The organism is Paraburkholderia dipogonis, from assembly GCF_046027395.1.
Classification (GTDB): Bacteria; Pseudomonadota; Gammaproteobacteria; order Burkholderiales; family Burkholderiaceae; genus Paraburkholderia; species Paraburkholderia dipogonis_A.
Window position 1 is genome coordinate 1 of the sequence record NZ_JAQQEG010000038.1, and the last position, 25,071, is coordinate 25,071.

The window sequence follows — 25,071 nt, forward strand, 5'->3', positions numbered from 1 at the left end:
GGCATGCAAAGAAAGTAGGTGCCGCCCCGCACAGGGGCAACACTAATAGACCACAAAGAATTCAAGGAAAGGCCAACACCATAGGAGCACAACCCAAGAAGCAATCAAACCTGCCGCAGGCAATACTGAGCGACAGCGTCCAAAACCGCCTCATCCTCACCCACAGCAACAGCGCACTTAATCAGAACAGAGGGATGCAATGCCTGGCATTGCTCGATCACCAGAGGCAAGTCTTTCCTGACATGCCCCCCTTGCCCAAAAAACACCGGCACAACGGTGACAACATCGCAGCCTTGAGCAACAAGCTCACCCACAGCCGTAGGCAAATCCGGCTCCATCAACTCAAGAAACGCCAACGCCACCGGCCCAGCCTCAGGAGAAGCGCCCCGCAACTTGATAGCGAGTCTCTCAAACGGCTCCCGCCACCGCACATCTCTCGCGCCATGCCCAAACAAAACAATCCCATGCATAGCCATGGCGCACGCCCCTAATGACGATCAACCCACTTCAACCCAACCAGCCCGAGCACGAGATAAACCAACCCAGGCGTAGCCGCAGTCAAAGGCGCGGGCCAGGTATTCAACGTCCCGATATGCGAGAACAGCGTATTGAACAGTTGAAAACTCATCCCCAGCATAATCCCGCCGAAAACCTTCATCCCCACGACACCAGCCCGCGTATGCAAATACGCAAACGGCAACGACAAAACCAGCATCACGAACACAGCAAACGGATACAACAGCTTGCGCCACAACGCAATTTCATACCGCTGCGTGTCCTGATGATTCTCGGTCAAATGCTGGATATACCGGAACAGATTGAACATCGACATCCGATCCGGCGACACCAGCAGTACAGACAGAATCTGCGGCGTCAATTCCGAACGCAGCGAATACTCCGGCACAGTGACTTCCTTCGCCCGATACACGGGATTCAACGCATCGGCGGGCGTGCCCGGAGGAGGGGGCACATCGATCAATTGCGTATCGGTCACACCGGTCAACTGCCAATGACCCGGCGGCTGATACTTGCCGCTCTTGGCGGTCCGCACATTCGAAAGCCGGAACTTCGAATCGAATTCGTAGATGCGCACATTGCTGATCGTCGCGTCCGGCTTCAATTCGCCGACGTTGACGAAGCGCGTCACCTGCTCGCCGTCCGCGCGTGCCGTCAGCGTGTCTTTCACCCACACGCCCGACTCGAAGTTGCTCGACACGGAAGACCCGAGCGCCTCGAGCCGCACACGCTCCGACAACTGATCCGTGTAAGGACCAACCACTTCACCGATCAGATAAGTCAGCAAAACCAGCGGAATACCGATCTTCAACAACGACCGCAACGCCTGATTCGTAGCAAGCCCGGATACACGAAAAATCGTGTACTCGGAATTCGCCGCCATCTGCGCAAACACATAGATCGCGCTGATCAAAGCCGCAACCGGGATGATTTCGTAGAAGCGCGACGGCGTCTGCAGCGCAACCCGCAACACGGCGTACTGAAACTTGTAATTGCCGTGCCCAACCGAGTTCAGTTCGTTGATCAGATCGAAGAAAAAGAACAGACCCGAAAACGCAAACAGAATGAAGATGAACGTGAGATAGATCTGACGCGCGAAGTACCTTTCATAGATGCGCATCGGTCAGGCTCCCTGCGAACGGCTGAACATCGCCCGCGTGAAGAGCGGCCGGTTGCGCACGCGCAGCCAGAAAATAAACGCGACGATCGCCGCGACGATCACGTGCAGGCCCACCAGCCCGACCGGGAACGACATCTTGCCCTGCTCGATCCACGACTGCACCACGTTCAACAGATTCGAATACGTCAGATAGATGAGCACCGCCATCACGAGATTGATGGTGCGGCTGCGCCGCGGATTCTGGTGCGCGAGCGGAATGGCCAACAGCATCAGATTGATTGCGATGAGCGGCAGCCCCGCGCGCCAGGCGAATTCGGCGAGATTATCGTTGCTCGGATTACGCAGCAGCGTGAGCGTGGGCGTGCCGGTCGTACTGGGCGTATTGACGACCGGCTGGCTCTGGATCTTCACGCCGTAGCGCTCGAACTCCATGATGCGGAAATCGGGCTGGCCCGGCTGGCCGTCGTAACGGCGGCCGTTTTCCAGCACGACGAAGCGATCGCCGTTCTTACGCGTCTCGGTATGGCCGGTCTTCGACACGACCACGTTGACCTTGCCGTTCTCCGTGCTGGTCACGAACACGTTTTCCACACGCGCCTGGTCGGGCGACATCTTCTCGATGAAGAACACGCGATGACTGGTGGCCGATTCGCGGAATTGACCCGGCGCGAGCAGCGAGACTTCGTCGCGCTGCTGGAAGCGCGCGCGGATCAGCTTGCTCTGCTGGTTCGACCACGGCCAGCCGACGAACACGAAGAACATGATGAGGATGATGATCGGCGTGGCAAAAATGCCGATCGGCTTGATGAATTGCGTCAGACTGACACCCGACGAGAGCCACACGACCATCTCGGAGTCTTTGTACCAACGGGTCAGGACGAACAGGATCGACACGAACAGGGTCGCGACGAGCATGATCGCCAGGTAGCCGATCACGGTCAGGCCGATCAGGACCAGCACGTCGCGCGGGTCGATCTCGCCCGAGGCTGCGAAGCCGACGATGCGGATCATCATCGTCGTCAGCACGAGCGTGAGGAGAACCATGAACACGGCACCAGCCGTATACGCGAGTTCGCGCTGGAGGGAGCGTTCGAAGATCATTATTGATGATGAGAGGGGGCGCTCTCAGTGGCGCACGGGTTGCTTCCCGTCACACCTCCGGTGCAGCCGCCGCGGGAAAAATAGCGGATAATTGCGGCTTTCATCCTAAGCCCAGATTTTATCCGAGGACAAGCGCGATGGACTTTAGCATAAAAGCCTGTGATTGGACCAAAGGCTCGTCAAACGGTTTCCTGACTGGGAAATCCGATTGCATCGTAATCGGCGTGTTCGAGTCGCAAACCCTGTCGGGCGCGGCTCTCGAGATCGACGAGGCCACCCGCGGCCTGCTGAACCGCATCATCAAGGCCGGCGACATGGACGGCAAGGCCGGCACCACGCTGTTCCTGCATGAAGTGTCGGGCATCGGCGCCTCCCGCGTGCTGCTGGTCGGCCTCGGCAAGCAGGACGCTTTCAACCAGAAAGCCTACGGCGAAGCCGTGCGGGCCGCCTGGCGCGCGCTGCTGGGCACCAAGATCGTCCAGGTTACCTTCACGCTGGCGCAAGCGCCGATCCTCGAACGCACGGCCGATTGGGGTGTGCGCGCTGCGATCCTCGCGCTGCGTGAGCTGACCTACAAGTTCACGCAGATGAAGAGCAAGCCGGACAATTCGGCACGCGCCTTGAAGCGCATCGTCTTCAGCGTCAACACCGGCGACGAGAAGGCCGCCAAGCTGGCCGCGAAGCAGGGCGCCGCTCTCGCCAATGGCATGGACCTGACGCGCGACCTGGGCAATCTACCGAGCAATGTGTGCACGCCGACCCATCTCGCCAACACCGCGAAGAAGCTCGCCAAAGACTGGAAGCTGAAGGTCGAAGTGCTGGGCGAAAAGCAGTGCGAAGCGCTCAAGATGGGCTCGTTCCTGTCGGTCACGGCCGGCTCGGTGGAACCGGCGCAGTTCATCGTGCTGCAGTACCAGGGCGGCGCCGCGAAAGCCGCGCCGGTGGTGCTGGTCGGCAAGGGCGTTACGTTCGATACGGGCGGCATCTCGCTGAAGCCAGGCGAAGGCATGGACGAGATGAAGTACGACATGTGCGGCGCCGGTTCGGTGCTGGGCACGTTGCGCGCCGTCGCCGAGATGGGCTTGAAAATCAACGTGGTCGGCATCATTCCGGCGGTCGAGAACATGCCTTCGGCCACGGCCACCAAGCCGGGCGACATCGTCACCAGCATGAAGGGCCTGACGATCGAAGTGCTGAATACGGACGCCGAAGGCCGCCTGATCCTGTGCGACGCGCTGACCTACGCCGAGCGTTTCAAGCCGGCTGCGGTGATCGATATCGCCACGCTCACGGGCGCCTGCATCATTGCGCTCGGCCACCACAACAGCGGCCTGTTCTCGAAAGACGACGCGCTGGCGGGCGAGCTGCTCGACGCATCGCGTGAAGCATCCGACCCGGCCTGGCGTCTGCCGCTCGACGACGAGTATCAGGACCAGCTCAAGTCGAACTTCGCGGATCTGGCCAACATCGGCGGCCGTCCGGCGGGCAGCGTGACGGCGGCGTGCTTCCTGTCGCGCTTCACCGAGGCGTATCCGTGGGCACACCTGGATATCGCGGGCACGGCATGGAAGAGCGGTGCGGCGAAGGGCGCCACCGGCCGGCCGGTGCCGTTGCTCGCGCAGTTCCTGATCGACAGGGCCGCTGACGGTCGCGCCGCACAATGACGCAATGCAGTAAAGATGCAGGCGCGGCTGCAAATGCAGGCGCAAAGCGGAGCCGCCGATGACGAGAATCGACTTTCACTCGAACGTCGGCGATTCGCTGCTGTATGCGTGCCGCCTGATCCGCAAGGCGTATCAGGCGGGCCAGCCGACCATCGTGCTGGCCGAGCCCGCGCGCCTGAAGGCCTTCGACGAACAGTTGTGGACCTTCTCGCCGCTCGACTTCGTGCCGCATTGCATGGCGGGCACGCCGCTCGCCGCGCAAACGCCGATCGTGCTGGCTTCCAGCCTCGACGACGTGCCGCATCATCAGGTGCTGCTGAATCTGGGCGCCACGGTGCCGGCGCAGTTCGCGCGCTTCGAGAGATTGCTGGAAGTGGTCGGTAACGCACACGAGGAACTCGCTGCGGGCCGCGAACGCTATCGCTTCTATCGCGATCGCGGCTATGCTTTGAACAACTACAAGCAAGGCAGCTAGGTCCTGTTTCGTCCGCGTCGCGTGTGTCTGGTCTCAGGCATCCGGCGTGCACGCGGGCTGCTTCAGCTTCGACTCAAACACGGAGAGCGCACGTGTCCGATCCCAACGACGATTCGATCCCGGTTCTGCACGAGGTTCTCGTGCAGGGCCATTCTGTGCAGGCGCGGCAAGCGTCGAGCGATGCGGCCGAGCTCGACGGCCCGCGCGAACCCAGTTTCAAGGCAGAGCCCGTGCTCGCGCCGCAGCCGGTGCTGACGCCGGAGCAGGTGAGGTCGGCGGAACCGGTGCTCGCGGCGCAGCCGTTGCATGCGCAGGAACCGACCCTCGCACCGCAACCGCCGCGTGCGCCGCAAGACGCCGCGCATCCGGCGCATCCGGCCGACCATCATCATCCGAAGAAGCGCCCGCGGGCGCACCACGCCGCGGAGCCGCGGCATGCGCATGACGACGCGCAAGCGCCGTCGGCGGGCGTGTTCGATCGGGCCGAGCCGATCACACCGCTCGAGGCGGGCTCGACCGTACCGCCGGATATCGCGCGCGAAGGCGCCGTCGAGCCGCCGCTGGCGCTGGACGCCGACGTCATTGCCGAACGTCTGCGCGGACGCGTCGCCAGTTTTCTGGCGGGCGACGGGCGCAGCGTAATCGAGGAACGTTGCCGCGAGGCCTTGCAGGTGCACACAGGCTGGCTCATCGACCAGATCACGCGAGAAGTGGCGCTGACGCTGGAGAGTGAGATGACAGGCTGGGTGCGGGAAGCGGTGGTGGAAGAGATCGCGCGGCGCGCCTCGGCAGCGCGTGATCGTGTGAGTGAAGCGGGCGCGCGTTGAGCGTCGCCACCGCCTGCGTGCCGTTCAGCTTAAGTACTGGCGCCGTGGTACGACCATCTACTGGGGACTACGTGCGCTGGGAGCGTTGCCCGCGCGCAGCGCCTTTCGCGAGGCGCTCTTTGTCTGAACCGCTTATTTGAGCGTCAACACCCAACTCGCCAGCGTAGCCGCCTGATCGGGCGTGAGTTGCGTATTGGCGGGCATCGGCACCGGACCCCACACGCCCGTGCTGCCATCCAGAATCTTGTGCTGCAAATAAGCGGCGGCGTCTTCGCGACCGGCATATTTCGCCGCGACATCATGCAGCGCCGGTCCCATGAAGGAACGCGTGACCGAGTGACAACTCATGCAGTTCTGCTGCTGGGCCAGCGCGAGGCCAGCGGCCTCGGCATGCGCCGCCGGACTGCCGGCACTCAACGCGACGCCCAGCACGACGGCGGCTGCAAGCGCTGTGTGCGACTTTGATTTCATTCTGGTCTCCGTCGGTGCGGATGCCCGACTCGTGGTGCCAGCATTATAAAAGGAAAGGGGCGCACGGATTCCCGTGCACCCCTTTCGCTTTTACGTAGCCTTACGCGTTTTCGCAGGACTGTCGTCGTGATCCCGGACCACGCGCGTTCGCCAGCCGGCCGTAACCGTAGCCGTAGCTGCAGCCGTCGTTTAGCCCGTTATCGCCCCCTTGTTGGCCGGGAGCGCCAGTGCGAAGTACTTCGCCAGCACGCCACGCGTGTAACGTGGCTTCGGCTGTTGCCATGCGGCACGGCGGCGCTCCAGCTCGGCGTCGTCGATGTTCAGTTGCAGCAGCAGCTTGTGCGCGTCGATCGTGATCGAGTCGCCTTCCTGCACGAACGCGATCGTGCCGCCCACGAAGGCTTCCGGCGCGACGTGACCGACCACCATGCCCCACGTGCCACCCGAGAAGCGACCGTCGGTGATCAGGCCGACGCTTTCGCCGAGACCCTTGCCGATGATCGCCGAGGTGGGAGCGAGCATCTCCGGCATGCCGGGGCCGCCCTTCGGGCCGAGGTAGCGCAGCACAACAACGTCGCCGGCCACGATCTTGTCGGCCAGAATCGCTTCCAGCGCGCTTTGCTCGTCGTCGAACACGCGCGCCGGGCCGGTGATGACCGGGTTTTTCAGACCGGTGATCTTGGCGACCGCGCCGTCGACGGCCAGATTGCCCTTCAGGATCGCGAGATGGCCTTCCTTGTAGAGCGCCTTGTCGATCGGGAAAATCACCTGCTGATCGGCGCGCGGCTTGCTCGGCACGTCCTTCAGCTCTTCCGCGATGGTCCGGCCGGTGATCGTGATGCAATCGCCGTGCAGCATGCCCGCGTCGAGCAGGATCTTCATGACTTGCGGAATGCCGCCAGCCTTGTGCAGATCGGTGGCCACGAACTGGCCCGACGGCTTCAGGTTGCAGATCACCGGCACCTTCTTGCGCATGCGCTCGAAGTCCTCGATGCTCCATTCCACTTCGGCCGCGTGCGCGATCGCCAGGAAGTGCAGCACGGCATTGGTCGAGCCGCCGGTAGCCATGATCACGGCCACGGCGTTTTCGATCGACTTCTTCGTGACGATGTCGCGCGGCTTGAGATCCTTCTTGACCGCTTCGACCAGCACGCGGGCCGATTCGGCCGCCGAGTCGACCTTTTCCTGATCCGGATTGGCCATCGTCGACGAATACAGCAGCGACATGCCCAGCGCCTCGAACGACGAGCTCATGGTGTTGGCGGTGTACATGCCGCCGCACGAACCCGTGGACGGGCATGCGTTCTGTTCGACCCCTTCGAAATCTTCCTGCGACATGCGCCCGGCCGTGAACTCGCCGACGGCTTCGAACGACGACACGATGGTCAGGTCGGTGCCCTTCCAGTTACCCGGACGGATCGTGCCGCCGTACACGTAGATGCTCGGCACGTTGGTGCGCAGCATGCCGATCATGCCGCCCGGCATGTTCTTGTCACAGCCGCCGATCACGACCACGCCGTCCATCCATTGGCCTTGCACGCAGGTCTCGATGCAGTCGGAGATCACTTCGCGCGACACCAGCGAATACTTCATGCCTTCCGTGCCCATCGACATGCCGTCCGAGATCGTCGGCGTACCGAAGATCTGCGGATTCGCGTCGGCGCCCTTGATCGCGGCGACGGCCGCGTCGGCCAGGCGCTGCAAGCCGGCGTTGCACGGCGTGATGGTCGAGTGGCCGTTGGCGATGCCGATCATCGGCTTGTCGAAGTCGGCCTTCTCGTAGCCGAGCGCGTAGTACATCGAGCGATTCGGCGAACGCGCCACGCCCTGCGTGATGTTCTTCGAACGACGGTTGTATGCCATGGGAACTCCAGTCTGTTTTGTTTTGATCCGCGCTGCGGGTTCTTGCATCGCCGGCGCGGGCTGCCGGCGGCATCCGTCCAGTGTAGTCCGGCGTGTCGCGCAAGGATGCAGTTTCGCGATGCGCGCGTCCAATATATTATTCGGGCTTCATTAGGTCGTAAAATGTATCAATCATGCTGCCTGCCATTCCCGATCTACGCCAGCTGCGCTATTTCGTTACCGTCGCCGAAGAAAAGCACTTCGGGCGCGCGGCTGTGCGTCTTTCGATGACGCAGCCGCCGTTGTCGCAAGCCATCCGGGCGCTCGAGGAGACGCTCGGTGTCGAATTGTTCGCGCGCACCAAACGTTCCGTCGAGCTCACGTCGGTGGGCGCCGATCTGCTGCCCGAGGTGCAGCGCCTGCTGGCGAGCGCCGAGGGCTTACGACCGCTCGCGCAGAGCCTCGCGCGCGGGGAGGCAGGCGTATTGTCGCTGGCTTTCGTTTCGACGGCGGACTATGGCCTGCTGCCGCTGTTGCTGCGCGATTTCGGCGCGCGCCATCCGCGCGTGCGGCTGGAATTGACCGAAGCCACCAGCGACGTGCAGGTGGACGAACTGGTGGCCGGGCGCATCGACGCGGGTCTCGTGATCGCGCCGCTGCCCTCGCGCCACGCCACCCAGCTCTCGTGGCTGCCGATCGCGCGCGAGCCGCTGGTGATCGCCATGTCGACGGAGATGGCGGCGCGCGTGGCGAGCGCCAGCGGCGACGATGCCGACCCGCGCGCCGAATGGCTGGACACGCCGATCAGCCTGCGCGATGTGGCCGACGCGCCGCTCGTGGTCTTCCCAAGACGTCTGGCGCCAGGCTTTTATGACATCATTATGGATTGCTACGGCGTGGCGGGCCTCGCACCCCGGGTCGGCCAGGAAGCGATCCAGATGCAAACGATCGTGAGCCTCGTGTCGGCCGGCATGGGTGTCGCACTGGTGCCGCAATCGTTGCGTAATCTGCGCCGCACCGGCGTCGTGTACCGGCCGCTGTCCGAGTCGGTGCCCGCGATCGAGACGGGTCTCGTCTGGCGGACGGCGGAGGTGAGCCCGGTGCTGGCGGGCTTCATCGACATCGTGCGGGCGCATGCGGCGACCGTCGAGGTGCAACAATCCGCTGCGCCGTGCGTTTAAGAGCGTCTTTGCGAACGCATTGGCGGCCGAACCGTCCAACGCATGCACCGCAGGATGCGGGCAGCGCCGCCCACTACTAGAAAACTGCTTCTGAACCTGAACTGCCCATAACAACACGATGCTCATTCACCCCAATTTCGACCCCGTTGCCATTCATCTGGGGCCGCTCGCCGTGCGCTGGTATGGACTGATGTACCTCGTCGCGTTCATCGCGGCGATCGTCGTCGGCCGGCTGCGGCTGCGTTTGCCGTACGTCGCCGCACAAGGCTGGACCGCCAAAGATATCGACGACATGCTGTTTTACGGCGTGCTGGGCACGATCCTCGGCGGCCGGCTCGGCTACGTGCTGTTCTACAAGGCGAGCTTTTATTTCGCGCATCCGCTCGACATCTTCAAGGTGTGGGAAGGTGGCATGTCGTTTCACGGCGGCTTTCTCGGCGTGACGCTGGCCATGGTCTTGTTCGCGTATCAGCGCAAACGCTCGTGGCTGCAGGTCACGGACTTCGTCGCGCCGATGGTGCCCACCGGCCTCGCGGCGGGGCGCCTCGGCAACTTCATCAACGGCGAGTTGTGGGGCCGCGTGACCGATCCGTCGGCGCCGTGGGCCATGCTGTTTCCGGGCGCCGCGCCCGACGACGCCGCGTGGCTCACTGCGCATCCGCAACTGGCCGCGCAATGGCACTTGAACGAAGTGTTCGCGCAATATCACATGCTGCCGCGCCATCCGTCGGAGCTGTATGAAATCGCGCTGGAAGGCGTCGCGCTGTTCTTCGTGCTGTTCTTCTTCTCGCGCAAACCGAAGCCGATGGGCGCGATTTCCGCTGTGTTTCTGATCGGCTACGGCCTCGCGCGCTTCACGGTCGAATTCGCGCGTGAGCCGGACGACTTCCTCGGTCTGCTTGCCATGGGCCTTTCCATGGGCCAATGGCTGTCGCTGCCGATGATCCTCGTCGGTATCGGCATGCTGGTGTGGTCTTATCGCCGCGCGCGGCGTGAGCCGGCGCAGGCGGTCAGTGCGAGTTGATCCTTAGCTACGGTTTGTCGTAGCCAATGAAAAAAGCCACGGCGTGCCGTGGCTTTTTCTTTTACTGCATCAAACCACTGCCGCTAGCAGTAAAACGCGTTACTTCATCTGCACCGAGCCCGACACGTTGACGGTCACCGTCGACGTGCCGCCTTCGATCGGCACCGGCGCCGAGGCCTTCGCGTCCGCGCCCATGGCGCGCGCGCTCATCATCATCATCGGACGCGGCATCACGCCGTTGTGGCCGACGTTGACCTCGCGAATCGAATAACCGCTGTAGCCGAACGCCTGCGCGGACGAAGCGGCCTGCTCGCGGAACGACTTGATCGCTTCGCCGGTGAGCTTCTGTTCGGCCGCGCGCTGCGCTTCGGGCGAGAGCGAGAACTGCACGTTGCCGACCTGCATGATCGATGCCATTTGACCCGCGAGCTTCGACGCCGCGGCGAAATCGTGCGACTCGAGGACGATCTCCGTGCGGCCGCGCCATGCGGAAATGCGCCCGTCACGGTCAGTGGACGGATAGATCGAGAACGAGCCCGTACGTGCCGTTACGCCGCTCACGCCCTTGGCTTTCTGCAACGCCGAATCGGCGCGCTGGTTCAGCGTTGCCGTGAGCGCCGACGGATCGCTCGCTTCCTGCTCGTAGAACAGCGTGATATCGACGACATCTTGCGGCACTTCCGCGCTGGCCTGCGCGTTCAGCGACAACACGCCGGCCGGCTGATACTGCATGGCGCCTTGCGCGCGTGCGACGGCCGGCGTCAGTGCGAGCGCGGCAGGCGCGGCGCAGACGAGAGCGAAAGCGAGTGCACGTGCGGTGTTTTTCGTCATTGTTGGACTCCTTGCTTGAACAGGTTATGCACGATTGGAGCGAACGCCGCGCAATGGCACGACGTTTGCGAGTCCGTTAGGCGGTTGTAACCTGAGCTTGGTTCCCTTGTTTGACGTTGCTTTAACGTTTGCGTGTGCATGAATACGCGCGGCGCATCATCAAGCGCGCAACGTCAAGCGAGCCGCTTGGTGATGAAGCGCCATTCGGCTTCGGTCACCGGCGTGATCGACAGGCGGTTGCCTTTGGCGAGCACACGCATGTCCTTGAGTTCGTCATGCTCGCGCAGCGCGGCGAGTGGAATCAACGGGATCTTCTTCTTGAACACCACATCGACGAGCACCCAGCGCGGCGTTTCCTGCGACGACTTCGCGTCGTAGTAAGAACTCTTTTTGTCGAACTGCGTGGGATCCGGATACGCCGTGGACGACACCTCGGCGATACCCGCGATGCCGGGCTCAGGACAACTCGAGTGATAGAACAGAACGCCGTCGCCGACCTGCATCATGTCGCGCATGAAATTGCGCGCCTGATAGTTGCGCACGCCGGTCCACGGCAACGTGCGGTGCGGTGCGTTGGCGAGATGGTCGATGCTTGCTTCGTCCGGTTCGGACTTCATTAGCCAGTAGCGCATGAATCGAATTGAACGTTAAGAGGTTGAAGATGCGGAAGAAATCGGCGTACAAAAAACAGCGCCCAAAGAAAAACGGCACCGAACCGAAGTCCGATGCCGTTCTAAATAAGGTCCCCGCCTTAGCCGCTAGGCCGGCATCCTGAACCGGGGGTTCAGAATTGGTCGCAGTTAGCAACACTTCGGGTACATCAGACAGAGTGACGCGCACACCCGTGCTACAAATTTCCGCAACCGTGCACATGGCATTGGTTCAAGGAATATATGACCTTGGCGAACCAGGCAGGGAAGCTAAACCGATGAAGCTAAAAAACGAACTACCGATTGAACTCAAACGTTTGCTGAATCTTGCACGCCTTGTGCTCACGCACTCCGTTTGAATCCGCCGCCGATCTCAGGACCGGCAGCACGATAACACACGACACTTACTGCATGCTGTACTGCTCAATCACAGTACCTAGTTGTTCGTTCATTTGATGCATTGTACGCCGGATTTCTTCAGCGGGAAATGCTTCTCCGTGTCTCACGCTCGATTGCAGCCTAAGCAGTTCCGATGCCAGCGACAGCGCAGCCATGACAGCAATGCGATCCGTGCCGCGCACGTTGCTGTTATTGCGGATCTTCGACATTTCGGCGTCGACGCGAGCGACCGCTTCGAGCAGCGCCGCTTCCGTTTCCGGCGAGCAGGCGAGGCGATAGGGCACGCCGAGAATCGATACTTCGATCTGCTTGGTGGTCATGCATTTTCTCCGTGGCGGGTCGCGTCGCTCTCGGCTTCGACTTCGTGCTGAGCGGGCTCGAGCAGATCGAGCTGGTTGTCCGGCTCGCTGTTCGCGCGGGCACGCGGCAGCTTCTCGAGAATCGCATTCAGGCGCACCTGTGCGTCGTCGATCTTCGCCGATAGCGCGTCGCGTTCCGCCTGCAGCGCGTTACGTTCCTCGCGCAGCATTGCAAGTTCCGTGCGCGTGGCTTCGGCATCGGCACGCGATTGGGCGAGCTGGTCTTCGAGCGCGAGTCGCGCTTCATTGTGGCGCTGGCTGATCGCAATCAGCTTGCCGATATTCTGTGAAAGTGTTTCGAGTTCGGTGAGCATCTGCTGCGTCCTCTAAAGACATCGCATTTTAGCGCGGAATGTCGCAGGTTCCGACAATTGTCTCGTTTCGAGACGTAACAACATCGCTTTGTGCAGGCTTTTATCGACCATATGATGAAAAAGTACTCATGCGTCGGACAATAACCTGCACTTAACAGAACGGATGGCCAAGGTTCCAGCATTCTTGACGGACCCCGAGGCCGCTCCTAAACTTGCCGCACTCTGGTGCCCGCGTGCGCTTTTCAACGGCGCGCGCAGTTAAACGGGAAGCAGGGCGCGCCGTTCGCCTGAACGCGCCAACCTGCGCTGCCCCCGCAACGGTAAGCGACCGCATTCGTCATGCAAGTCGATCCTGATCGCGTGTTGGAAGTTCAACTCGCGAGTGTGCCACTGCGCGTCACGCGTGGGAAGGCGGAATCGATGTGTCGCCAGCCCGGATACCGGCCAGAGGGAGAGGCACGTCACGCGCGAAAATGTTAAATACGCGGGCGCCTCGTTACGCATCGGCCTGCGGGGAAGCGGGCCGCGCACGCTACCCACAGGACTTTCATCCCATGCTGTCCCCCATCGCCCGCGCGGCGTTGCTCGCTTTCGCGGGCCTGCCGATCGTCGTGCATGCGCAAGCTGTTCCTTCATCTTCTTCTTCGTCCCCGTCGGCGGATTCATCGGCTGCCGTGTCGTCTTCGGCGGTGCTGTCGCCCGTGGTGGTGACCGCGGAGCGCGGGCCGCAAGCACTCGCCGATACGATCCCGCAGACGTCGCTGTTCGATCAGCAGGATATTGCCGACACCACCGCGACCGATTTGCCTGGCCTCCTGCAACTCGCGCCCGGTGCGCAAATCTCGCGTACAGGTGGCCCTGGTTCGACCACGAGCCTTTACTTGCGCGGCGCATCATCGACGCAATCGCTGCTGCTGATCGACGGTGTGCGCGTCGATTCGGTGAGCCTGGGTGCGCCGCAACTGGCGCAGATCCCACTCGACCAGATCGATCACGTCGAGGTGGTGAACGGCAACGTGTCGGCGTTATACGGCTCGGGCGCGATCGGCGGCGTGGTGCAGGTGTTCACGAAAGACGGCGGCGACCACCCGCCGCGTTTCAATTTTTCGCTGGGCTACGGCAGCTATCACACGCAGACGCAGCAGGCGGGCGTGAACGGCGCGTTGGATAAAGACGGCAACACGACCTTCAGCATTTCGCTCGCGCGTTCGAAGGACGATGGTTTCTCGTCGCTCAATCCACGCGAGGCGCCCAATGCCAATCCGAATGCGAACGGCTATCTGAACGAGAGCATCTCAGCTTCGCTGCGCCACAAGTTCGACGACAAATGGGACGCCGGCGCCAGCTACTTCCAGTCGAACGGCAACAACAGCTACGACAATGCGTACGGCGTGCCGACCGATCTGAACAACCTGTATAGCAAAGTGCGCCAGGTCTCCGTATTCGCGAACGGCAAGCTGACCGACTGGTGGACGACGCACTTCATCGTCGCGGAAGGCGACGACCGCAGCGTGTCGAATACCAACGGTGTGTACAACGGCCGCTTCGATACCGACAATCGCCAGTACACATGGCAGAACGATTTCGCGCTGGCCGCGCAGCAGAAGTTGCAGGTCGGCTATGAGCATCTCGATCAAAGCCTCGATTCGGATACGTTTGCGGCGCCCGACCGGCATGTGGATTCGGGTTTCGTCGGCTATACGGGGCGCTTCGGGCGCAACCAGATTCAGGCCAACGTGCGCCGCGACCAGTATTCCGATTTCGGCGGAGCGAACAGTTACTATCTCGGCTATGGCTTCGACATCACCGGCCATTGGAAGGTGACCGCAAGCTATTCGGATTCGTTTCGCGCGCCGAGCTTCGACGATCTGTACTACCCGTTCAGCGGCAATCCGTCGATCCAGCCGGAACGCAGCCATTCGATCGAAGCCGCGTTGCAGTACGCATCGAATGCGCTTGGCGTGATGCGCCTGACTGCGTTCCAGACGCGCTACTCGAATCTGATTGACTATGAGCAGGTGACGCCCGGCATCTATCTGGCCGAGAACGTCGGCCATGCGAAGGTGCAGGGGCTCGTTGGATCGTGGAGCGGCCATGTCGGCAAGACGGACGTGCGCGCGTCGGTGACGCTGCAAAATCCCGTCGACCTCGACAACGATGCCGACCTCGTGCGGCGCGCTCGGCGCTTCGGCGCGCTGACGGTGAACCGCAGCTTCGCCGGGTGGCGTGTGGGCGGCGAGTGGATCGTGAGCGGCCCGAGCAATGACAGCAGCGGCAAGCTGGGCGGCTATGGCGTGGTGAATCTGTCGGCGCGCTACAACATCACGAAAGCATGGTACGTGACCGCGCAAATCCAGAATCTGTTGGACAAGGACTATGAAACGGCCTACTCGTATAACTCGCCGCGGCGCGGTGCGTATCTCACGGTTGGTTGGCAGCAGCAGTGAGCGAGTCGCCTCGTTGAGATTGCGCGGATGAGCCGACACATGAGCCGACACTCGAGTTCGATGCCCGCGACACTGCGCGTGATGAGCGCGAAGCGCGCGGCCGCGATCTGGCTCGCGCTCGCCGTGATCGCGCTGACGGTGTTGATGGCATCGCTCGCGCTCGGCAGCGTATCGCTTGCGCCAATGCGCGTGCTGGCTGCGCTGATGCCGTCGCATGCGTCGTCGGTCGCTTCTTCTGACTTGGCCGCCGAGATCGTCCGCACGCTGCGTCTGCCGCGCGCGGTCGCCGGCTTCGCCTGCGGCGCGTTGCTCGCGTTGGCCGGCGCGTTGCTGCAGGTGCTGTTGCGTAATCCACTGGCCGAACCGTATGTGTTGGGCGTATCGGGCGGCGCGGCGACCTTCGCGCTGGTCGCGATGATTGCCGGTTGCGCATGGTGGATCGTCGACGCGAGCGCGTTCGCCGGGGCATTCGTGTCGATCCTGCTGGTGCTCGGCCTCGCGCGCCGCGAGTTGTGGCGCGGCGAGCCGCAGGACACGTCGCCGCGTTTGCTGTTGACCGGCGCGGTGATCGCGGCGGGCTGGGGCGCGCTGATCACCTTGCTGCTCAACCTCGCGCCCGACAACCGTTTGCGCGGCATGCTGTTCTGGCTGACCGGCGACCTCAACGGTGGCACGATGCCTTGGACGGCGCTCGCCGCGCTCGTCATCGTGCTGATTGCGATCGTGCCCGCCGCGCCGCGTCTCAATGTGCTGCTGCGTGGCGACGCCGCCGCGCAGGCGTTGGGCGTGGCGGTGATGCCGCTGCGTTTGCGGGTCTATCTGGTGGCCTCGCTCGCGGCGGCCGCTGCGGTGACGACGGCGGGCACCATCGGCTTTGTCGGACTGGTCGTGCCGCACATGCTGCGGCTCGCGTTCGGTAACGATCAGCGCATGCTGCTGCCGGCCGCGGCGCTCGGCGGCGGTGTCGCGGTGATGGGCGCGGACCTGATCGCGCGCACCGTGATCGCGCCGGCGCAGTTGCCGGTCGGAGTGATCACGTCGATCATCGGCGTGCCGGTGTTTCTGTGGATGCTCTTGCGCAGGCGCCGATGATGCAAGCCCACTCCGTTTCCGAATCCGTCCTCAGCGCGCAACGTTTGACCTTGCGTGTCGGCGCGCGCACTTTGCTCGACGCCTTCACGCATACCTTCTACGCAGGCGAGATCTGGTGCATCGCCGGCCCGAACGGCGCGGGCAAGACGACGCTGCTCTCCACGCTCGCGGGTTTGTTGCAACCGTCGGCGGGACATGTCGAACTCGACGGCGTGCGCCTCGCCGACTGGCCGCCGCTGCCGCTCGCGCAACGCCGCGCGCTGATGCCGCAAAGCGCGCCCGACGCATTCAGCGCGAGCGTGCTCGATATCGTGATGCTCAACCGCTTTCCGCATCTCACCGGCTGGGGCTGGGAGCGCGAGGCCGATCGCGAAGCGGCACACGCGGCGTTGGATCTGTTGGGCCTCGCCGCATTCGCCGCGCGTGACGTGCTGTCGCTCTCGGGCGGCGAGCGGCAACGCGTGGCACTAGCGGCGGTGCTGTGCCAGAACACGCCGTTGCTATTGCTCGACGAACCGTTGTCGCATCTCGATCTGCATCATCAGATCGACTGCCTCGAGGCATTGGCCGCGTGGACGCGCGAGCCTCGGCGTACAGTGATGTTTTCGTGCCACGACCTGAACCTCGCGCGCCGCTTCGCCACGCATGCGCTGCTGCTCGACGGCGCGGGCGGCGCGTATGCCGGACCAGTGCACGACGTGTTGACGCCCACGCGGGCGAGCCGCGCATTCGGCTATCCGTTGCTTCTGATTCGCGACGGCGAACACGAGGCGCTGATTCCCGCGCCGCGCGCACGTCACGAATCGCCTGTCGGCCATGACACACCGGCAAGCTGATCGCTTCATTCCAACATCCTCTATCAGACACGCTCATGACTTCATTGCCACGCTTGCCCGGACTGCCCGAAGTCGAACCGCTCGATCAAACGCTGCGTGACGAACTGCAGCACATCATCGATACCAAGACGAAGCCGCCCGGCAGTCTCGGCCGGCTCGAAACGCTCGCGCGTCAGATGGGCCTGATTCAGCGCACGACGCATCCCACCGTGACGCGCCCGGCGATGATCGTCTTCGCCGGCGACCACGGCGTTGCCGAGGAGGGCGTGAGCCCTTATCCGCAAGCGGTGACCGCGCAGATGGTCGCCAACTTCCTCGCAGGCGGCGCGGCGATCAACGCGTTGAGCCGCGTCTCGGGCATCGAGCTCGAAGTCGTCAACGCGGGCATCGCGACGCCGTTGCCGTCGACGGTGGGCCTCGTGGACATTCCGGTCGCGGCCGGCACGCGCAACTTCGCGCGCGAACCGGCCATGACCCACGACCAGGCACTCGCCGCGATGCAGGCGGGCGCGGCGCGCGTGCGGCATCACGCGGCGCTCGGCACCAATGTGATCGGCTTCGGCGAGATGGGGATTGCGAACACGTCGGCGGCCGCGTGTCTGATGAGCCGGTTGTGCCGAGTGCCGATCGATGAATGCGTCGGCCGCGGCACGGGTCTCGACAACGCGGGACTCGCGAGGAAGCGCAACGTGCTGGCGTCCGCGCTGGCGCGTCACCCGGTGTCCAACGATCCGCTCGACGTGCTTGCCACCTTCGGCGGCTTCGAGATCGCGATGATGGCAGGCGCCTATCTCGCGGCCGCCGAGGCACGCATGACGATTCTGGTCGACGGCTTCATCGCGACCTCGGCCTTGCTGATCGCCGATGCCTTCGCACCGAGCATGCGTGAGTACTGCGTGTTCGCGCATGCGTCGAACGAAGCGGGGCATCGTCGCATGCTCGATCATTTCGGCGCACTGCCGTTGCTATCGCTCGACATGCGTCTCGGCGAAGGCACTGGCGCGGCACTCGCGGTGCCGCTGTTGCGGGCGGCAACGGCGTTCATCAACGAGATGGCGAGCTTCGAATCGGCCGGCGTCGCGAATCGCGATGCATGATCCGCTTGATCCTTCAGACAGAAACGCTCGACCGGCACACTCATGAATCCGCTCGCGGAACTGCGCTATTTCTTCACGGCGCTCGGCTATTTCACGCGCGTGCCCGTGCCGCGCTGGGTCGGCTACGAGCCGCATTATCTGAACGCGGCGGCGCGTTATTTTCCGCTCGTCGGCGTATTGATCGGCGGATTGAGCGCGCTCGTCTATCTCGCCGCGCTGCGCGTTTTTCCCGCGGGCGTGGCGGTGCTGTTGTCGATGGCCGCGTCGCTGCTCGTGACCGGCGCGTTCCATGAGGACGGTCTCGCTGATTGCGTCGATGCGTTCGGTGGCGCCTATACGCGCGAAGATGTATTGCGAATCATGCATGACTCGCGCATCGGCGCTTTCGGCGCCATCGCGCTCGTCATAGCGCTTGCGTTGAAGTGGCAAACGCTCGCCGCATTGCCGCCGATGCGCGCCGCAAGTCTGATGATTGCCGCCCACGCGGCGAGCCGTACCTGTGCGATCAGCTATCTGGCCACGCTCGACTACGTGCGTGCCGAAGGCAAGGCCAAACCGGTGGCGCAGCGCCTGAGCGCCGGTGCGTTCATCTGCGCCGCGATATTCGGTTTGCCGTGGCTGCTGTGGCCGGACGGGCTCGCTGCGCCGGACTGGCGCTTCGCGGGCTCGGCGGTCGTGGTTCTGCTCGCACTTCGCGTGGCAATGGGCCGATATTTCGTCAGACGCATCGGCGGTTATACAGGCGACTGCCTCGGCTTCGCGCAGCAAGTTTTTGAATTGAGCATCTACCTGGTGGGGCTCGCATGGATATCGTCCTGATTCGTCATCCCGCGGTCGCGCTCGATGAGGGCGTGTGTTACGGCCACAGCGACGTGGCGCTAGCTGAAGATGCCGAGGTGTCGTCGACGACACTCGCCTTGAAGCTCGCGACTTTGCAGGTGCCGGCGCCACGCGTGCTGATGTCGAGTCCGTTGAAGCGTTGCTCGGCGCTCGCCGCCGAGTTGGCTAACGACTTCGGCTCTGTGATCAGTCACGACGATCGTCTGATGGAAATGAACTTCGGCGATTGGGAAGCGCAACGCTGGGACGCCATCGATCGCGAATTACTCGACGACTGGGCGGCCAACTTCGAACACGCGCGTGCGCATGGCGGCGAAAGCGTCGCGCAGTTCGTCGCGCGGGTGCGTGCGTGGCTCGATGCATTTGCGCTCACGCGTGAGTTGTCGCCGGCTTATGTGGTCACGCATGCGGGTGTCATGCGGGCGATTGCGTCGATCGTGCTGGACGTGCCGCTGGAACGCTGTCTGCGATGGTCGCTCGATATGAGCGGGATCGTCTGGTTGCGCAGAAACGATGAAACGCAGCAGTGGTCGTTGGTGCGCTGGAATGCGTGAGGCGCGTCGCGGCTGATTGCCCTCGCGTTACTGCGCGCCTGGTTTCCGGCGTGAGCGCGCCACTTCGAGGTCTTCGCACATCTGCTTCGCGCCTTGCGCAATGCGTGGCGCAGGACGGTTGATCAGATCGCCGTCGATAGCAAACAGATTGTTGTTTGCCACCGCTGTCAGGCTCGGCCATGCGCGCCATGTGCCGAGTTGCGGCAAGGTGGTGTCGGGTTTGGTCGCGCCCGGTGCTGCGGTGACGATCGCTTCGGGATTCGCTGCGAGCACTGCTTCGGTCGAGACGGTCGGCACTAGCGGTTCGAGTTTGGCGAACACGTTGCGGCCGCCGCACAGCGCGATCACGTCGCTGACCATGTGCTCGCCGTTGAGCGTCATCAACGGTTGATCCCAGACCTGATAGAACACGCTGACGGGTGGCCGGCTCGCATACTGGTTGCGCAGTTTCGCGATGTCCTGACGATAGGCGGCCGCCGCAGCGTCCGCCGTCGATGACGTGCCTAATAGTTGTCCGAGCTTCGTCAGCGACACGGCCACGTCGTCGAGATGATGCGGCTCGCTGAAGAACAACGGAATGTGCATCTCGCGCAGGCGATCGAGCTGACGCTGCGCATTGCCATGCCGCCACACCACGATCAGATCGGGCTTCAGCGCGACGATGCGCTCGAGATCGAGCGCCTTGTTATCGCCGACGCGCGGCAACTGTTTTGCCTCGGGCGGATAGTCGCTGTATGACACGGCGCCGACCACTTTCGCGCGGCCGCCCGCGGCATACAGCAATTCGGTGACGTGCGGCGCGAGGCTGATGACGCGTTGCGCCGGAGCGGGCAGGGTGACGATTGCGCCGGTGTCATCGGTGACGGAGATTGCGGCATGCGCGTGCAGTGCGTTGATGAAAAGCGCGGTGGCGAGGGTGAAGCGGACGGGTCGGTTCATCGGGCGAGGCTGCGGGGCGCGTAGTTATTGTGGGAGTGAGGGTTTCGTCTTCTTTGAATCAGCCCGCTCACGTAGCATCGATCTCTCGTACGGCTTCGTGCAAGCTCTCTTCGAAGCGTGTCCATTCGGCCTCGCTCGCAGGCAAGCCGAATCGAACGCTGCCCGACGAAGTGAACAGACGCGTCCACACGCCGCGTCGTGCGAGGGCTTCATTCAGAGCGGCGGCGCGTGAGTCGTCGGTCCACGCGAAGAGCGGCGTGCTGCGTGTGGCGAAACCATGCGCGTGCAACAGGTCGGTGAGCCGCGCGCTTTCGGCATCGAGCCGAGTGCGCATGTGCTGTTGCCAGGCTTCATCGGCGAAGGCGGCTTTGACGGCGTGACGGGCCGGACCACTGACCGTCCACGCGCCGAGCGTGTGGCGCAAACGCGCGAGCAACGCCGGCGCACCGAGCACGAAACCCGCGCGCACACCGGCGAGGCCGAAGAATTTTCCCGGCGAGCGCAACACGAGCAAGCCATCACGATGCGTGCTCGCCGCGAGCGACGCCGACGGCATCGTATCGGCGAACGCCTCATCGACCAACAGCGTGCCGCCACGTGCGCTCAATTGTTCATGCCAGTGCAGCAGCCTGGCGGCGCTCAGATGCGCGGCGGTCGGATTGTTCGGATTCACGACGACCACATGCATGAGCGCTTCGGGCAATGTTTCCCAGGCGACATCGAGCGGCATCACTTCATGGCCGCTGCGTTTGAAAGCAGGCGCGTATTCGCTATACGTAAGCGGCGCGATGCCGACGCATGCGCGCGGCAGCAGCGCGGGCAGCGCGCGAATCGCCGCCTGGCTGCCCGCGACGGGCAGCACATGCGCCGCATCGGGCGCGCCGTAGTAGCGCGCGGCGCAGGCGGCGAAATCGTCGCCGTCGTCGGGCAGGCGGCGCCAGGCATCGGCGGGAACCGGCGGGACCGGGTAGCCGTGCGGATTGATACCCGTCGACAGATCGAGCCATTGTGCGTACGGAATGTCATAGCGCCTGGCCGCTTCGTGGAGATTGCCGCCGTGCACGACTGCGTCGATTGCGGCACCCGTTTCGTTCACGCGGCCGGTCATTCGCTCAACCATGAAAGGGCACGCTCAACAGCGCCAGCACGATCAGCACCGCGAGCCACAGAATGACCGTGCGCTCGACCAGCATCAACGCGGCGGTAATGTGGCTGGCTTTCGCGGAATGCCCGAAGCCGAGCGTCGGCCGGTGTTCGAGCGCGCCGTGATACACCGCCGGGCCGCCGATCAACACGTTCAGACTGCCTGCGCCGGAGGCCATCACCGGTCCCGCGTTCGGGCTGTCCCAACGCGGCGCCTGCTCGCGCCAGCAGCGCCACGCGGTGCGCGTGTCGCCGAGCAACGCATAGCTGGCGGCGGTCAGACGTGCGGGAATCCAGTTGAGCACGTCGTCGATACGCGCGGCGGCCCAGCCGTAGCGCAGATAGCGCGGCGTGCGATAACCCCACATCGCGTCGAGCGTGTTGGCGAGACGAAACGCGAGCGCGCCCGGACCGCCCGCGATGGCGAACCAGAACAGCGCGCCGAAGATCGCGTCGTTGCCGTTTTCGAGCGTCGATTCGACGGCGGCACGCGACAACGCGCCTTCGTCGGCATCCGAGGTTTCGCGTGAGACGATGCGCGCGGTCAGCAAGCGCGCTTGCGGAAGATCGCGCTGCGCCAACGCGTGGGCGATCGGTGCGATGTGATCGTGCAGGCTGCGCGCGCCGAGCGCGAACCACAGCAGCAGGACATGCACCACACAGGCCGCAAAAAACGGCAGCACGGCGACCAGGCACCATGCGACCAGCACCGGCGGCATGACTGCCAGCGACCACGCCAGCAGACCTTTGAGCCGCAAGCGCCGGCCGGTGTTGTAGCGCTTTTCCAGACGCGTCGCCCATTTGCCGAAGCCCACCAGCGGATGCGCCGTGCGCGGCTCGCCGAACCAGCGGTCGACAACGACGCCCGCGGTGGCCAGCGTCACGAGAAGCGGGAGCGAGAGCATCACGCGTGGCTCGCGATTTTCAGCGCGAGCGGCAAACCGGCGACCATCATCGTGGCTTTAGTGCTCAACGCGGCGATGCGCTGATTGAGCCTCCCGAGTTCATCGACGTAAAGACGCGTGGCGGCGCCGAGCGGCACCACGCCCAGACCGATTTCGTTGCTGACCACGATGAGTTTGCCTTTCGCGTTGACGAGCGCCGCCTCGAGCGCGGCGACGCGCGCGTGATATTGATCGATCGGCAAGCCTTCGCCTTCCGGCGGACAAAGCAGATTGGCGAGCCACAACGTCAGGCAATCGATCAGGATGCAGTGGCCGGGCGCGTCGCTTTGCGTCACGGCGCCGGCAAGATCGACGCCCGCTTCGAACAACTGCCAATGCGCCGGACGCCGCTCGCGATGATGGACGATGCGCGCGCGGAATTCGGCGTCGTCCGTTACGCGCGCGGTGGCGATGTAGGTAACGGGGAGGGCGCTGTCGCTGGCAAGCTGTTCGGCGTGCATGCTCTTGCCTGAGCGGGCGCCGCCGAGAACGAAGGTGAGGTCGCGGGGAGTCATCGCGTGATTGTACCGGCGTGCAGCGCGGGCCGGCGCGATGGGATAATGCCGCGTTCGAGGCGGTCCACACGCTGCGCTGCTGCATGAAGGATGCGTTGCCGGTTGGCTCATTGATTGTCGGATTTGCATGACCGACTGACCGACACGGACCGCCTGACTGCCTGACTGCCTGACTGATTGACTGCCCGATCCATTGCCTGAATTGATTACCTGTTCACCGCCGAGCCCGAGATTCCGTGACCACCACTTCGACCCCGCCTGACGCCATACCCGTACCGCGCGGCACGCTGATGATCCAAGGCACCACGTCCGATGCCGGCAAGAGCACGCTGGTCGCTGGTCTGTGCCGGCTCGCGCGCCGCGCCGGGGTGCGGGTCGCGCCTTTCAAGCCGCAGAATATGGCGCTCAACAGCGCGGTGACGGTGGACGGCGGCGAGATCGGCCGCGCTCAGGCCTTGCAGGCGGTCGCCGCGGGCATTGCCGCGCACACCGATCTGAACCCGGTGCTGCTCAAACCGACCAGCGATCGCGGCGCGCAAGTGATCATCCACGGCAAGGCGCGCATGAATCTCGACGCGCGTGCGTATCACGACTACAAACCCGTCGCGTTTGAAGCGGTGCTGCAATCGTATGCGCGTCTGCAGGCGGCGTACGAGACGATTTTCGTCGAAGGCGCGGGCAGTCCGGCCGAGATCAACTTGCGTGATCGCGATATCGCCAACATGGGCTTCGCGGAGGCGGTCGATTGCCCGGTCGTGCTGGTGGCCGATATCGACCGCGGCGGTGTGTTCGCGCATCTCACCGGCACGCTCGCGTGCCTGTCGGCGAGCGAGCAGGCGCGGGTGCGCGGTTTCATCATCAACCGTTTTCGCGGCGATGTCAGTTTGCTGAAGCCCGGTTTGGACTGGCTCGAAGCGAAGACCGGCAAGCCGGTGCTCGGCGTCGTTCCCTATCTGCACGGCCTGACGCTCGACGCTGAAGACATGCTGCCGCCCGAATTGCGCGCGGCGCACAACGGCGGCGCGGCGCGCATGCTGCGGGTGGTCGTGCCGGTGCTGCCGCACATTAGCAATCACACGGATTTCGACGCGTTGCGCGCGCATCCGCAGGTCGATTTTCATTACGTGCGAAGCGGTACGCCGGTGCCGCCGGCTGATCTGATCATTCTGCCGGGCTCGAAAAACGTGCCCGGCGACCTGGCGTTTTTGCGCGCGCAAGGTTGGGATGCGGTGTTGCAAAAGCATTTGCGTTATGGCGGCCGCGTGATCGGGATTTGCGGCGGCATGCAGATGCTCGGGCGCGAAGTGGCCGATCCGCATGGTGTGGAGGGCGCGCCCGGTACGTCGGCGGGGCTCGGCTGGCTTGATTACTCGACGGTGCTCACGCGCGAGAAGACGCTGAAGAACGTGACCGGACGCTTGGCGTTGCCAGGCTCGCCCGAAGTGGCCGGCTACGAGATTCATATGGGCGAGACGCGTGGCCCGGCGCTCGACACGCCCGCGCTGCGATTGGGCGACGCGCAGACGGCGCATCCCGACGGCGCGATTTCCGCCGATGGCCAGATTCTCGCGACTTACGTGCACGGTCTGTTCGACACGCCGGCCGCGTGCGCCGCGTTGCTCGCGTGGGCGGGTTTGACCGATGCCGAGGAAATCGACTACCCGGCGTTGCGCGAGGCGTCGTTGGACCGCCTCGCGGATACGCTTGCGGAGCATCTCGATTTGCCGAAACTGTTTGCGGCGATTGGGTGACCTCACGTTGAGCGCGCGGTGGCGATTAAATCCTTTTGGGAAATAATCAAAGCCTGTAAGGCGATTTTTCACGCCATATGGTTCGAATAGAGTTCCGACATCGACGGCCGCTTGGGACCGTCTCTCTCGACAAGGATCT

Annotated in this window: 25 protein-coding genes, 1 other RNA gene and 1 riboswitch; of the genes, 12 read left to right on the plus strand and 14 right to left on the minus strand. The window is 63.6% G+C overall.

The features are described from left to right. Positions 1-104: 104 nt before the first annotated feature. Genes PQR32_RS31520 through lptF form a run of 3 tightly spaced genes read right to left on the minus strand, consistent with a single transcriptional unit; the run spans position 105 to position 2,737 of the window. On the minus strand, positions 105-476 hold the full coding sequence (locus PQR32_RS31520) for a sirohydrochlorin chelatase (RefSeq protein ID WP_408236386.1): 372 nt from the start codon (positions 474-476) through the stop codon (positions 105-107). A gap of 11 nt (positions 477-487) precedes the next feature. After that, positions 488-1,636 (minus strand): LPS export ABC transporter permease LptG, encoded by a 1,149-nt coding sequence (lptG, locus tag PQR32_RS31525; RefSeq protein ID WP_116142638.1) that lies wholly within the window; start codon positions 1,634-1,636, stop codon positions 488-490. Between the two features lie 3 nt (positions 1,637-1,639). After that, positions 1,640-2,737, minus strand: a complete 1,098-nt coding sequence (lptF, locus tag PQR32_RS31530; protein ID WP_408236390.1) for an LPS export ABC transporter permease LptF — start codon at positions 2,735-2,737, stop codon at positions 1,640-1,642. A 137-nt stretch (positions 2,738-2,874) separates the two neighbouring features. Here lptF and PQR32_RS31535 point away from each other — a divergent pair, with 137 nt between their 5' ends. The 3 genes from PQR32_RS31535 to PQR32_RS31545 all read left to right on the plus strand — a co-directional run bounded on the left by PQR32_RS31535 (position 2,875) and on the right by PQR32_RS31545 (position 5,703). Then, positions 2,875-4,401 carry a leucyl aminopeptidase gene (locus PQR32_RS31535; protein WP_408236393.1) on the plus strand — a complete coding sequence of 509 codons (1,527 nt, stop codon included), beginning with the start codon at positions 2,875-2,877 and terminating at the stop codon, positions 4,399-4,401. A gap of 58 nt (positions 4,402-4,459) precedes the next feature. After that, positions 4,460-4,876, plus strand: coding sequence for a DNA polymerase III subunit chi (locus tag PQR32_RS31540; RefSeq protein ID WP_408180711.1), 417 nt, complete (start codon positions 4,460-4,462; stop codon positions 4,874-4,876). 92 nt (positions 4,877-4,968) lie between these two features. Next, complete coding sequence (locus PQR32_RS31545; RefSeq protein ID WP_408236396.1) at positions 4,969-5,703, plus strand: DUF2486 family protein; 735 nt, start codon at positions 4,969-4,971, stop codon at positions 5,701-5,703. Positions 5,704-5,835: 132 nt separating this feature from the next. Here PQR32_RS31545 and PQR32_RS31550 read toward each other — a convergent pair whose 3' ends face one another. Beyond that, on the minus strand, positions 5,836-6,174 hold the full coding sequence (locus tag PQR32_RS31550; protein WP_408236399.1) for a c-type cytochrome: 339 nt from the start codon (positions 6,172-6,174) through the stop codon (positions 5,836-5,838). 189 nt (positions 6,175-6,363) lie between these two features. Continuing rightward, entirely contained in the window at positions 6,364-8,037 is a 1,674-nt protein-coding gene (gene ilvD / locus PQR32_RS31555; RefSeq protein WP_408236402.1) for a dihydroxy-acid dehydratase, read from the minus strand. A 173-nt stretch (positions 8,038-8,210) separates the two neighbouring features. Here ilvD and PQR32_RS31560 point away from each other — a divergent pair, with 173 nt between their 5' ends. Next, positions 8,211-9,197 carry a LysR family transcriptional regulator gene (locus PQR32_RS31560; protein ID WP_408236405.1) on the plus strand — a complete coding sequence of 329 codons (987 nt, stop codon included), beginning with the start codon at positions 8,211-8,213 and terminating at the stop codon, positions 9,195-9,197. 118 nt (positions 9,198-9,315) lie between these two features. Continuing rightward, a complete protein-coding gene (lgt, locus tag PQR32_RS31565) occupies positions 9,316-10,221 on the plus strand; it encodes a prolipoprotein diacylglyceryl transferase (RefSeq protein WP_408236408.1) in 906 nt (301 codons plus the stop codon). 99 nt (positions 10,222-10,320) lie between these two features. Here lgt and PQR32_RS31570 read toward each other — a convergent pair whose 3' ends face one another. The 5 genes from PQR32_RS31570 to PQR32_RS31590 form a co-directional block, all read right to left on the minus strand. Further along, a complete protein-coding gene (locus tag PQR32_RS31570; RefSeq protein WP_408236411.1) occupies positions 10,321-11,052 on the minus strand; it encodes an SIMPL domain-containing protein in 732 nt (243 codons plus the stop codon). 173 nt (positions 11,053-11,225) lie between these two features. Continuing rightward, complete coding sequence (locus PQR32_RS31575; RefSeq protein WP_408236414.1) at positions 11,226-11,684, minus strand: EVE domain-containing protein; 459 nt, start codon at positions 11,682-11,684, stop codon at positions 11,226-11,228. 107 nt (positions 11,685-11,791) lie between these two features. Further along, a non-coding RNA gene (ssrS, locus tag PQR32_RS31580) (6S RNA) lies at positions 11,792-11,973 on the minus strand. A 133-nt stretch (positions 11,974-12,106) separates the two neighbouring features. After that, positions 12,107-12,421 carry a cell division protein ZapA gene (locus PQR32_RS31585; protein WP_012432043.1) on the minus strand — a complete coding sequence of 105 codons (315 nt, stop codon included), beginning with the start codon at positions 12,419-12,421 and terminating at the stop codon, positions 12,107-12,109. After that, positions 12,418-12,774, minus strand: coding sequence for an ATPase (locus tag PQR32_RS31590; RefSeq protein WP_408236417.1), 357 nt, complete (start codon positions 12,772-12,774; stop codon positions 12,418-12,420). The genes PQR32_RS31585 and PQR32_RS31590 overlap by 4 nt, the downstream gene beginning before the upstream one ends. A gap of 206 nt (positions 12,775-12,980) precedes the next feature. Then, positions 12,981-13,237, plus strand: a riboswitch (cobalamin riboswitch). 91 nt (positions 13,238-13,328) lie between these two features. On the opposite strand from PQR32_RS31590, the gene PQR32_RS31595 reads away from it, so the two are divergent. Genes PQR32_RS31595 through cobC form a run of 6 tightly spaced genes read left to right on the plus strand, consistent with a single transcriptional unit; the run spans position 13,329 to position 19,640 of the window. After that, positions 13,329-15,221, plus strand: a complete 1,893-nt coding sequence (locus PQR32_RS31595) for a TonB-dependent receptor domain-containing protein (protein WP_408236420.1) — start codon at positions 13,329-13,331, stop codon at positions 15,219-15,221. 39 nt (positions 15,222-15,260) lie between these two features. Then, on the plus strand, positions 15,261-16,313 hold the full coding sequence (locus tag PQR32_RS31600) for a FecCD family ABC transporter permease (RefSeq protein WP_408236423.1): 1,053 nt from the start codon (positions 15,261-15,263) through the stop codon (positions 16,311-16,313). After that, positions 16,310-17,149: an ABC transporter ATP-binding protein gene (locus tag PQR32_RS31605; RefSeq protein WP_408236426.1), complete on the plus strand. Its 840-nt coding sequence runs from the start codon at positions 16,310-16,312 to the stop codon at positions 17,147-17,149. The genes PQR32_RS31600 and PQR32_RS31605 overlap by 4 nt, the downstream gene beginning before the upstream one ends. A 35-nt stretch (positions 17,150-17,184) precedes the next feature. Next, positions 17,185-18,246 carry a nicotinate-nucleotide--dimethylbenzimidazole phosphoribosyltransferase gene (cobT, locus tag PQR32_RS31610; RefSeq protein WP_408236429.1) on the plus strand — a complete coding sequence of 354 codons (1,062 nt, stop codon included), beginning with the start codon at positions 17,185-17,187 and terminating at the stop codon, positions 18,244-18,246. Positions 18,247-18,288: 42 nt separating this feature from the next. After that, positions 18,289-19,065 carry an adenosylcobinamide-GDP ribazoletransferase gene (locus PQR32_RS31615; RefSeq protein ID WP_408236432.1) on the plus strand — a complete coding sequence of 259 codons (777 nt, stop codon included), beginning with the start codon at positions 18,289-18,291 and terminating at the stop codon, positions 19,063-19,065. Further along, complete coding sequence (gene cobC, locus PQR32_RS31620; RefSeq protein WP_408236435.1) at positions 19,050-19,640, plus strand: alpha-ribazole phosphatase; 591 nt, start codon at positions 19,050-19,052, stop codon at positions 19,638-19,640. The genes PQR32_RS31615 and cobC overlap by 16 nt, the downstream gene beginning before the upstream one ends. 27 nt (positions 19,641-19,667) lie before the next feature. Here cobC and PQR32_RS31625 read toward each other — a convergent pair whose 3' ends face one another. The 4 genes from PQR32_RS31625 to cobU form a co-directional block, all read right to left on the minus strand. Continuing rightward, positions 19,668-20,579, minus strand: coding sequence for a cobalamin-binding protein (locus PQR32_RS31625; RefSeq protein ID WP_408236438.1), 912 nt, complete (start codon positions 20,577-20,579; stop codon positions 19,668-19,670). 67 nt (positions 20,580-20,646) lie between these two features. Then, the gene (cobD, locus tag PQR32_RS31630; protein ID WP_408236441.1) at positions 20,647-21,699 is read right to left on the minus strand and encodes a threonine-phosphate decarboxylase CobD; all 1,053 of its coding nucleotides are present in this window, start codon (positions 21,697-21,699) and stop codon (positions 20,647-20,649) included. Then, the gene (cbiB, locus tag PQR32_RS31635; RefSeq protein WP_408236604.1) at positions 21,692-22,627 is read right to left on the minus strand and encodes an adenosylcobinamide-phosphate synthase CbiB; all 936 of its coding nucleotides are present in this window, start codon (positions 22,625-22,627) and stop codon (positions 21,692-21,694) included. The genes cobD and cbiB overlap by 8 nt, the downstream gene beginning before the upstream one ends. Next, a complete protein-coding gene (gene cobU / locus PQR32_RS31640; protein WP_408236444.1) occupies positions 22,627-23,181 on the minus strand; it encodes a bifunctional adenosylcobinamide kinase/adenosylcobinamide-phosphate guanylyltransferase in 555 nt (184 codons plus the stop codon). The genes cbiB and cobU overlap by 1 nt, the downstream gene beginning before the upstream one ends. Before the next feature lie 290 nt (positions 23,182-23,471). Between cobU and PQR32_RS31645 the strand changes: the two genes are divergently transcribed. Continuing rightward, entirely contained in the window at positions 23,472-24,932 is a 1,461-nt protein-coding gene (locus PQR32_RS31645; protein WP_408236607.1) for a cobyric acid synthase, read from the plus strand. The last annotated feature ends 139 nt before the right edge of the window (positions 24,933-25,071 follow it).

Coding starts and splice junctions, on each gene's coding strand:
- PQR32_RS31590 (WP_408236417.1), bottom strand. CDS start 12,774: ATGCTCACCGAACTCGAAACACTTTCACAGAATATCGGCAAGCTGATT.
- cobD (WP_408236441.1), bottom strand. CDS start 21,699: ATGGTTGAGCGAATGACCGGCCGCGTGAACGAAACGGGTGCCGCAATC.
- lptG (WP_116142638.1), bottom strand. CDS start 1,636: ATGCGCATCTATGAAAGGTACTTCGCGCGTCAGATCTATCTCACGTTC.
- PQR32_RS31520 (WP_408236386.1), bottom strand. CDS start 476: ATGGCTATGCATGGGATTGTTTTGTTTGGGCATGGCGCGAGAGATGTG.
- lptF (WP_408236390.1), bottom strand. CDS start 2,737: ATGATCTTCGAACGCTCCCTCCAGCGCGAACTCGCGTATACGGCTGGT.
- PQR32_RS31575 (WP_408236414.1), bottom strand. CDS start 11,684: ATGCGCTACTGGCTAATGAAGTCCGAACCGGACGAAGCAAGCATCGAC.
- PQR32_RS31585 (WP_012432043.1), bottom strand. CDS start 12,421: ATGACCACCAAGCAGATCGAAGTATCGATTCTCGGCGTGCCCTATCGC.
- PQR32_RS31625 (WP_408236438.1), bottom strand. CDS start 20,579: ATGAACCGACCCGTCCGCTTCACCCTCGCCACCGCGCTTTTCATCAAC.
- cbiB (WP_408236604.1), bottom strand. CDS start 22,627: ATGCTCTCGCTCCCGCTTCTCGTGACGCTGGCCACCGCGGGCGTCGTT.
- PQR32_RS31605 (WP_408236426.1), top strand. CDS start 16,310: ATGATGCAAGCCCACTCCGTTTCCGAATCCGTCCTCAGCGCGCAACGT.
- lgt (WP_408236408.1), top strand. CDS start 9,316: ATGCTCATTCACCCCAATTTCGACCCCGTTGCCATTCATCTGGGGCCG.
- cobC (WP_408236435.1), top strand. CDS start 19,050: ATGGATATCGTCCTGATTCGTCATCCCGCGGTCGCGCTCGATGAGGGC.
- PQR32_RS31615 (WP_408236432.1), top strand. CDS start 18,289: ATGAATCCGCTCGCGGAACTGCGCTATTTCTTCACGGCGCTCGGCTAT.
- PQR32_RS31535 (WP_408236393.1), top strand. CDS start 2,875: ATGGACTTTAGCATAAAAGCCTGTGATTGGACCAAAGGCTCGTCAAAC.
- PQR32_RS31540 (WP_408180711.1), top strand. CDS start 4,460: ATGACGAGAATCGACTTTCACTCGAACGTCGGCGATTCGCTGCTGTAT.
- PQR32_RS31560 (WP_408236405.1), top strand. CDS start 8,211: ATGCTGCCTGCCATTCCCGATCTACGCCAGCTGCGCTATTTCGTTACC.
- ilvD (WP_408236402.1), bottom strand. CDS start 8,037: ATGGCATACAACCGTCGTTCGAAGAACATCACGCAGGGCGTGGCGCGT.
- PQR32_RS31645 (WP_408236607.1), top strand. CDS start 23,472: ATGATCCAAGGCACCACGTCCGATGCCGGCAAGAGCACGCTGGTCGCT.
- PQR32_RS31550 (WP_408236399.1), bottom strand. CDS start 6,174: ATGAAATCAAAGTCGCACACAGCGCTTGCAGCCGCCGTCGTGCTGGGC.
- PQR32_RS31595 (WP_408236420.1), top strand. CDS start 13,329: ATGCTGTCCCCCATCGCCCGCGCGGCGTTGCTCGCTTTCGCGGGCCTG.
- cobU (WP_408236444.1), bottom strand. CDS start 23,181: ATGACTCCCCGCGACCTCACCTTCGTTCTCGGCGGCGCCCGCTCAGGC.
- PQR32_RS31600 (WP_408236423.1), top strand. CDS start 15,261: ATGAGCCGACACTCGAGTTCGATGCCCGCGACACTGCGCGTGATGAGC.
- cobT (WP_408236429.1), top strand. CDS start 17,185: ATGACTTCATTGCCACGCTTGCCCGGACTGCCCGAAGTCGAACCGCTC.
- PQR32_RS31570 (WP_408236411.1), bottom strand. CDS start 11,052: ATGACGAAAAACACCGCACGTGCACTCGCTTTCGCTCTCGTCTGCGCC.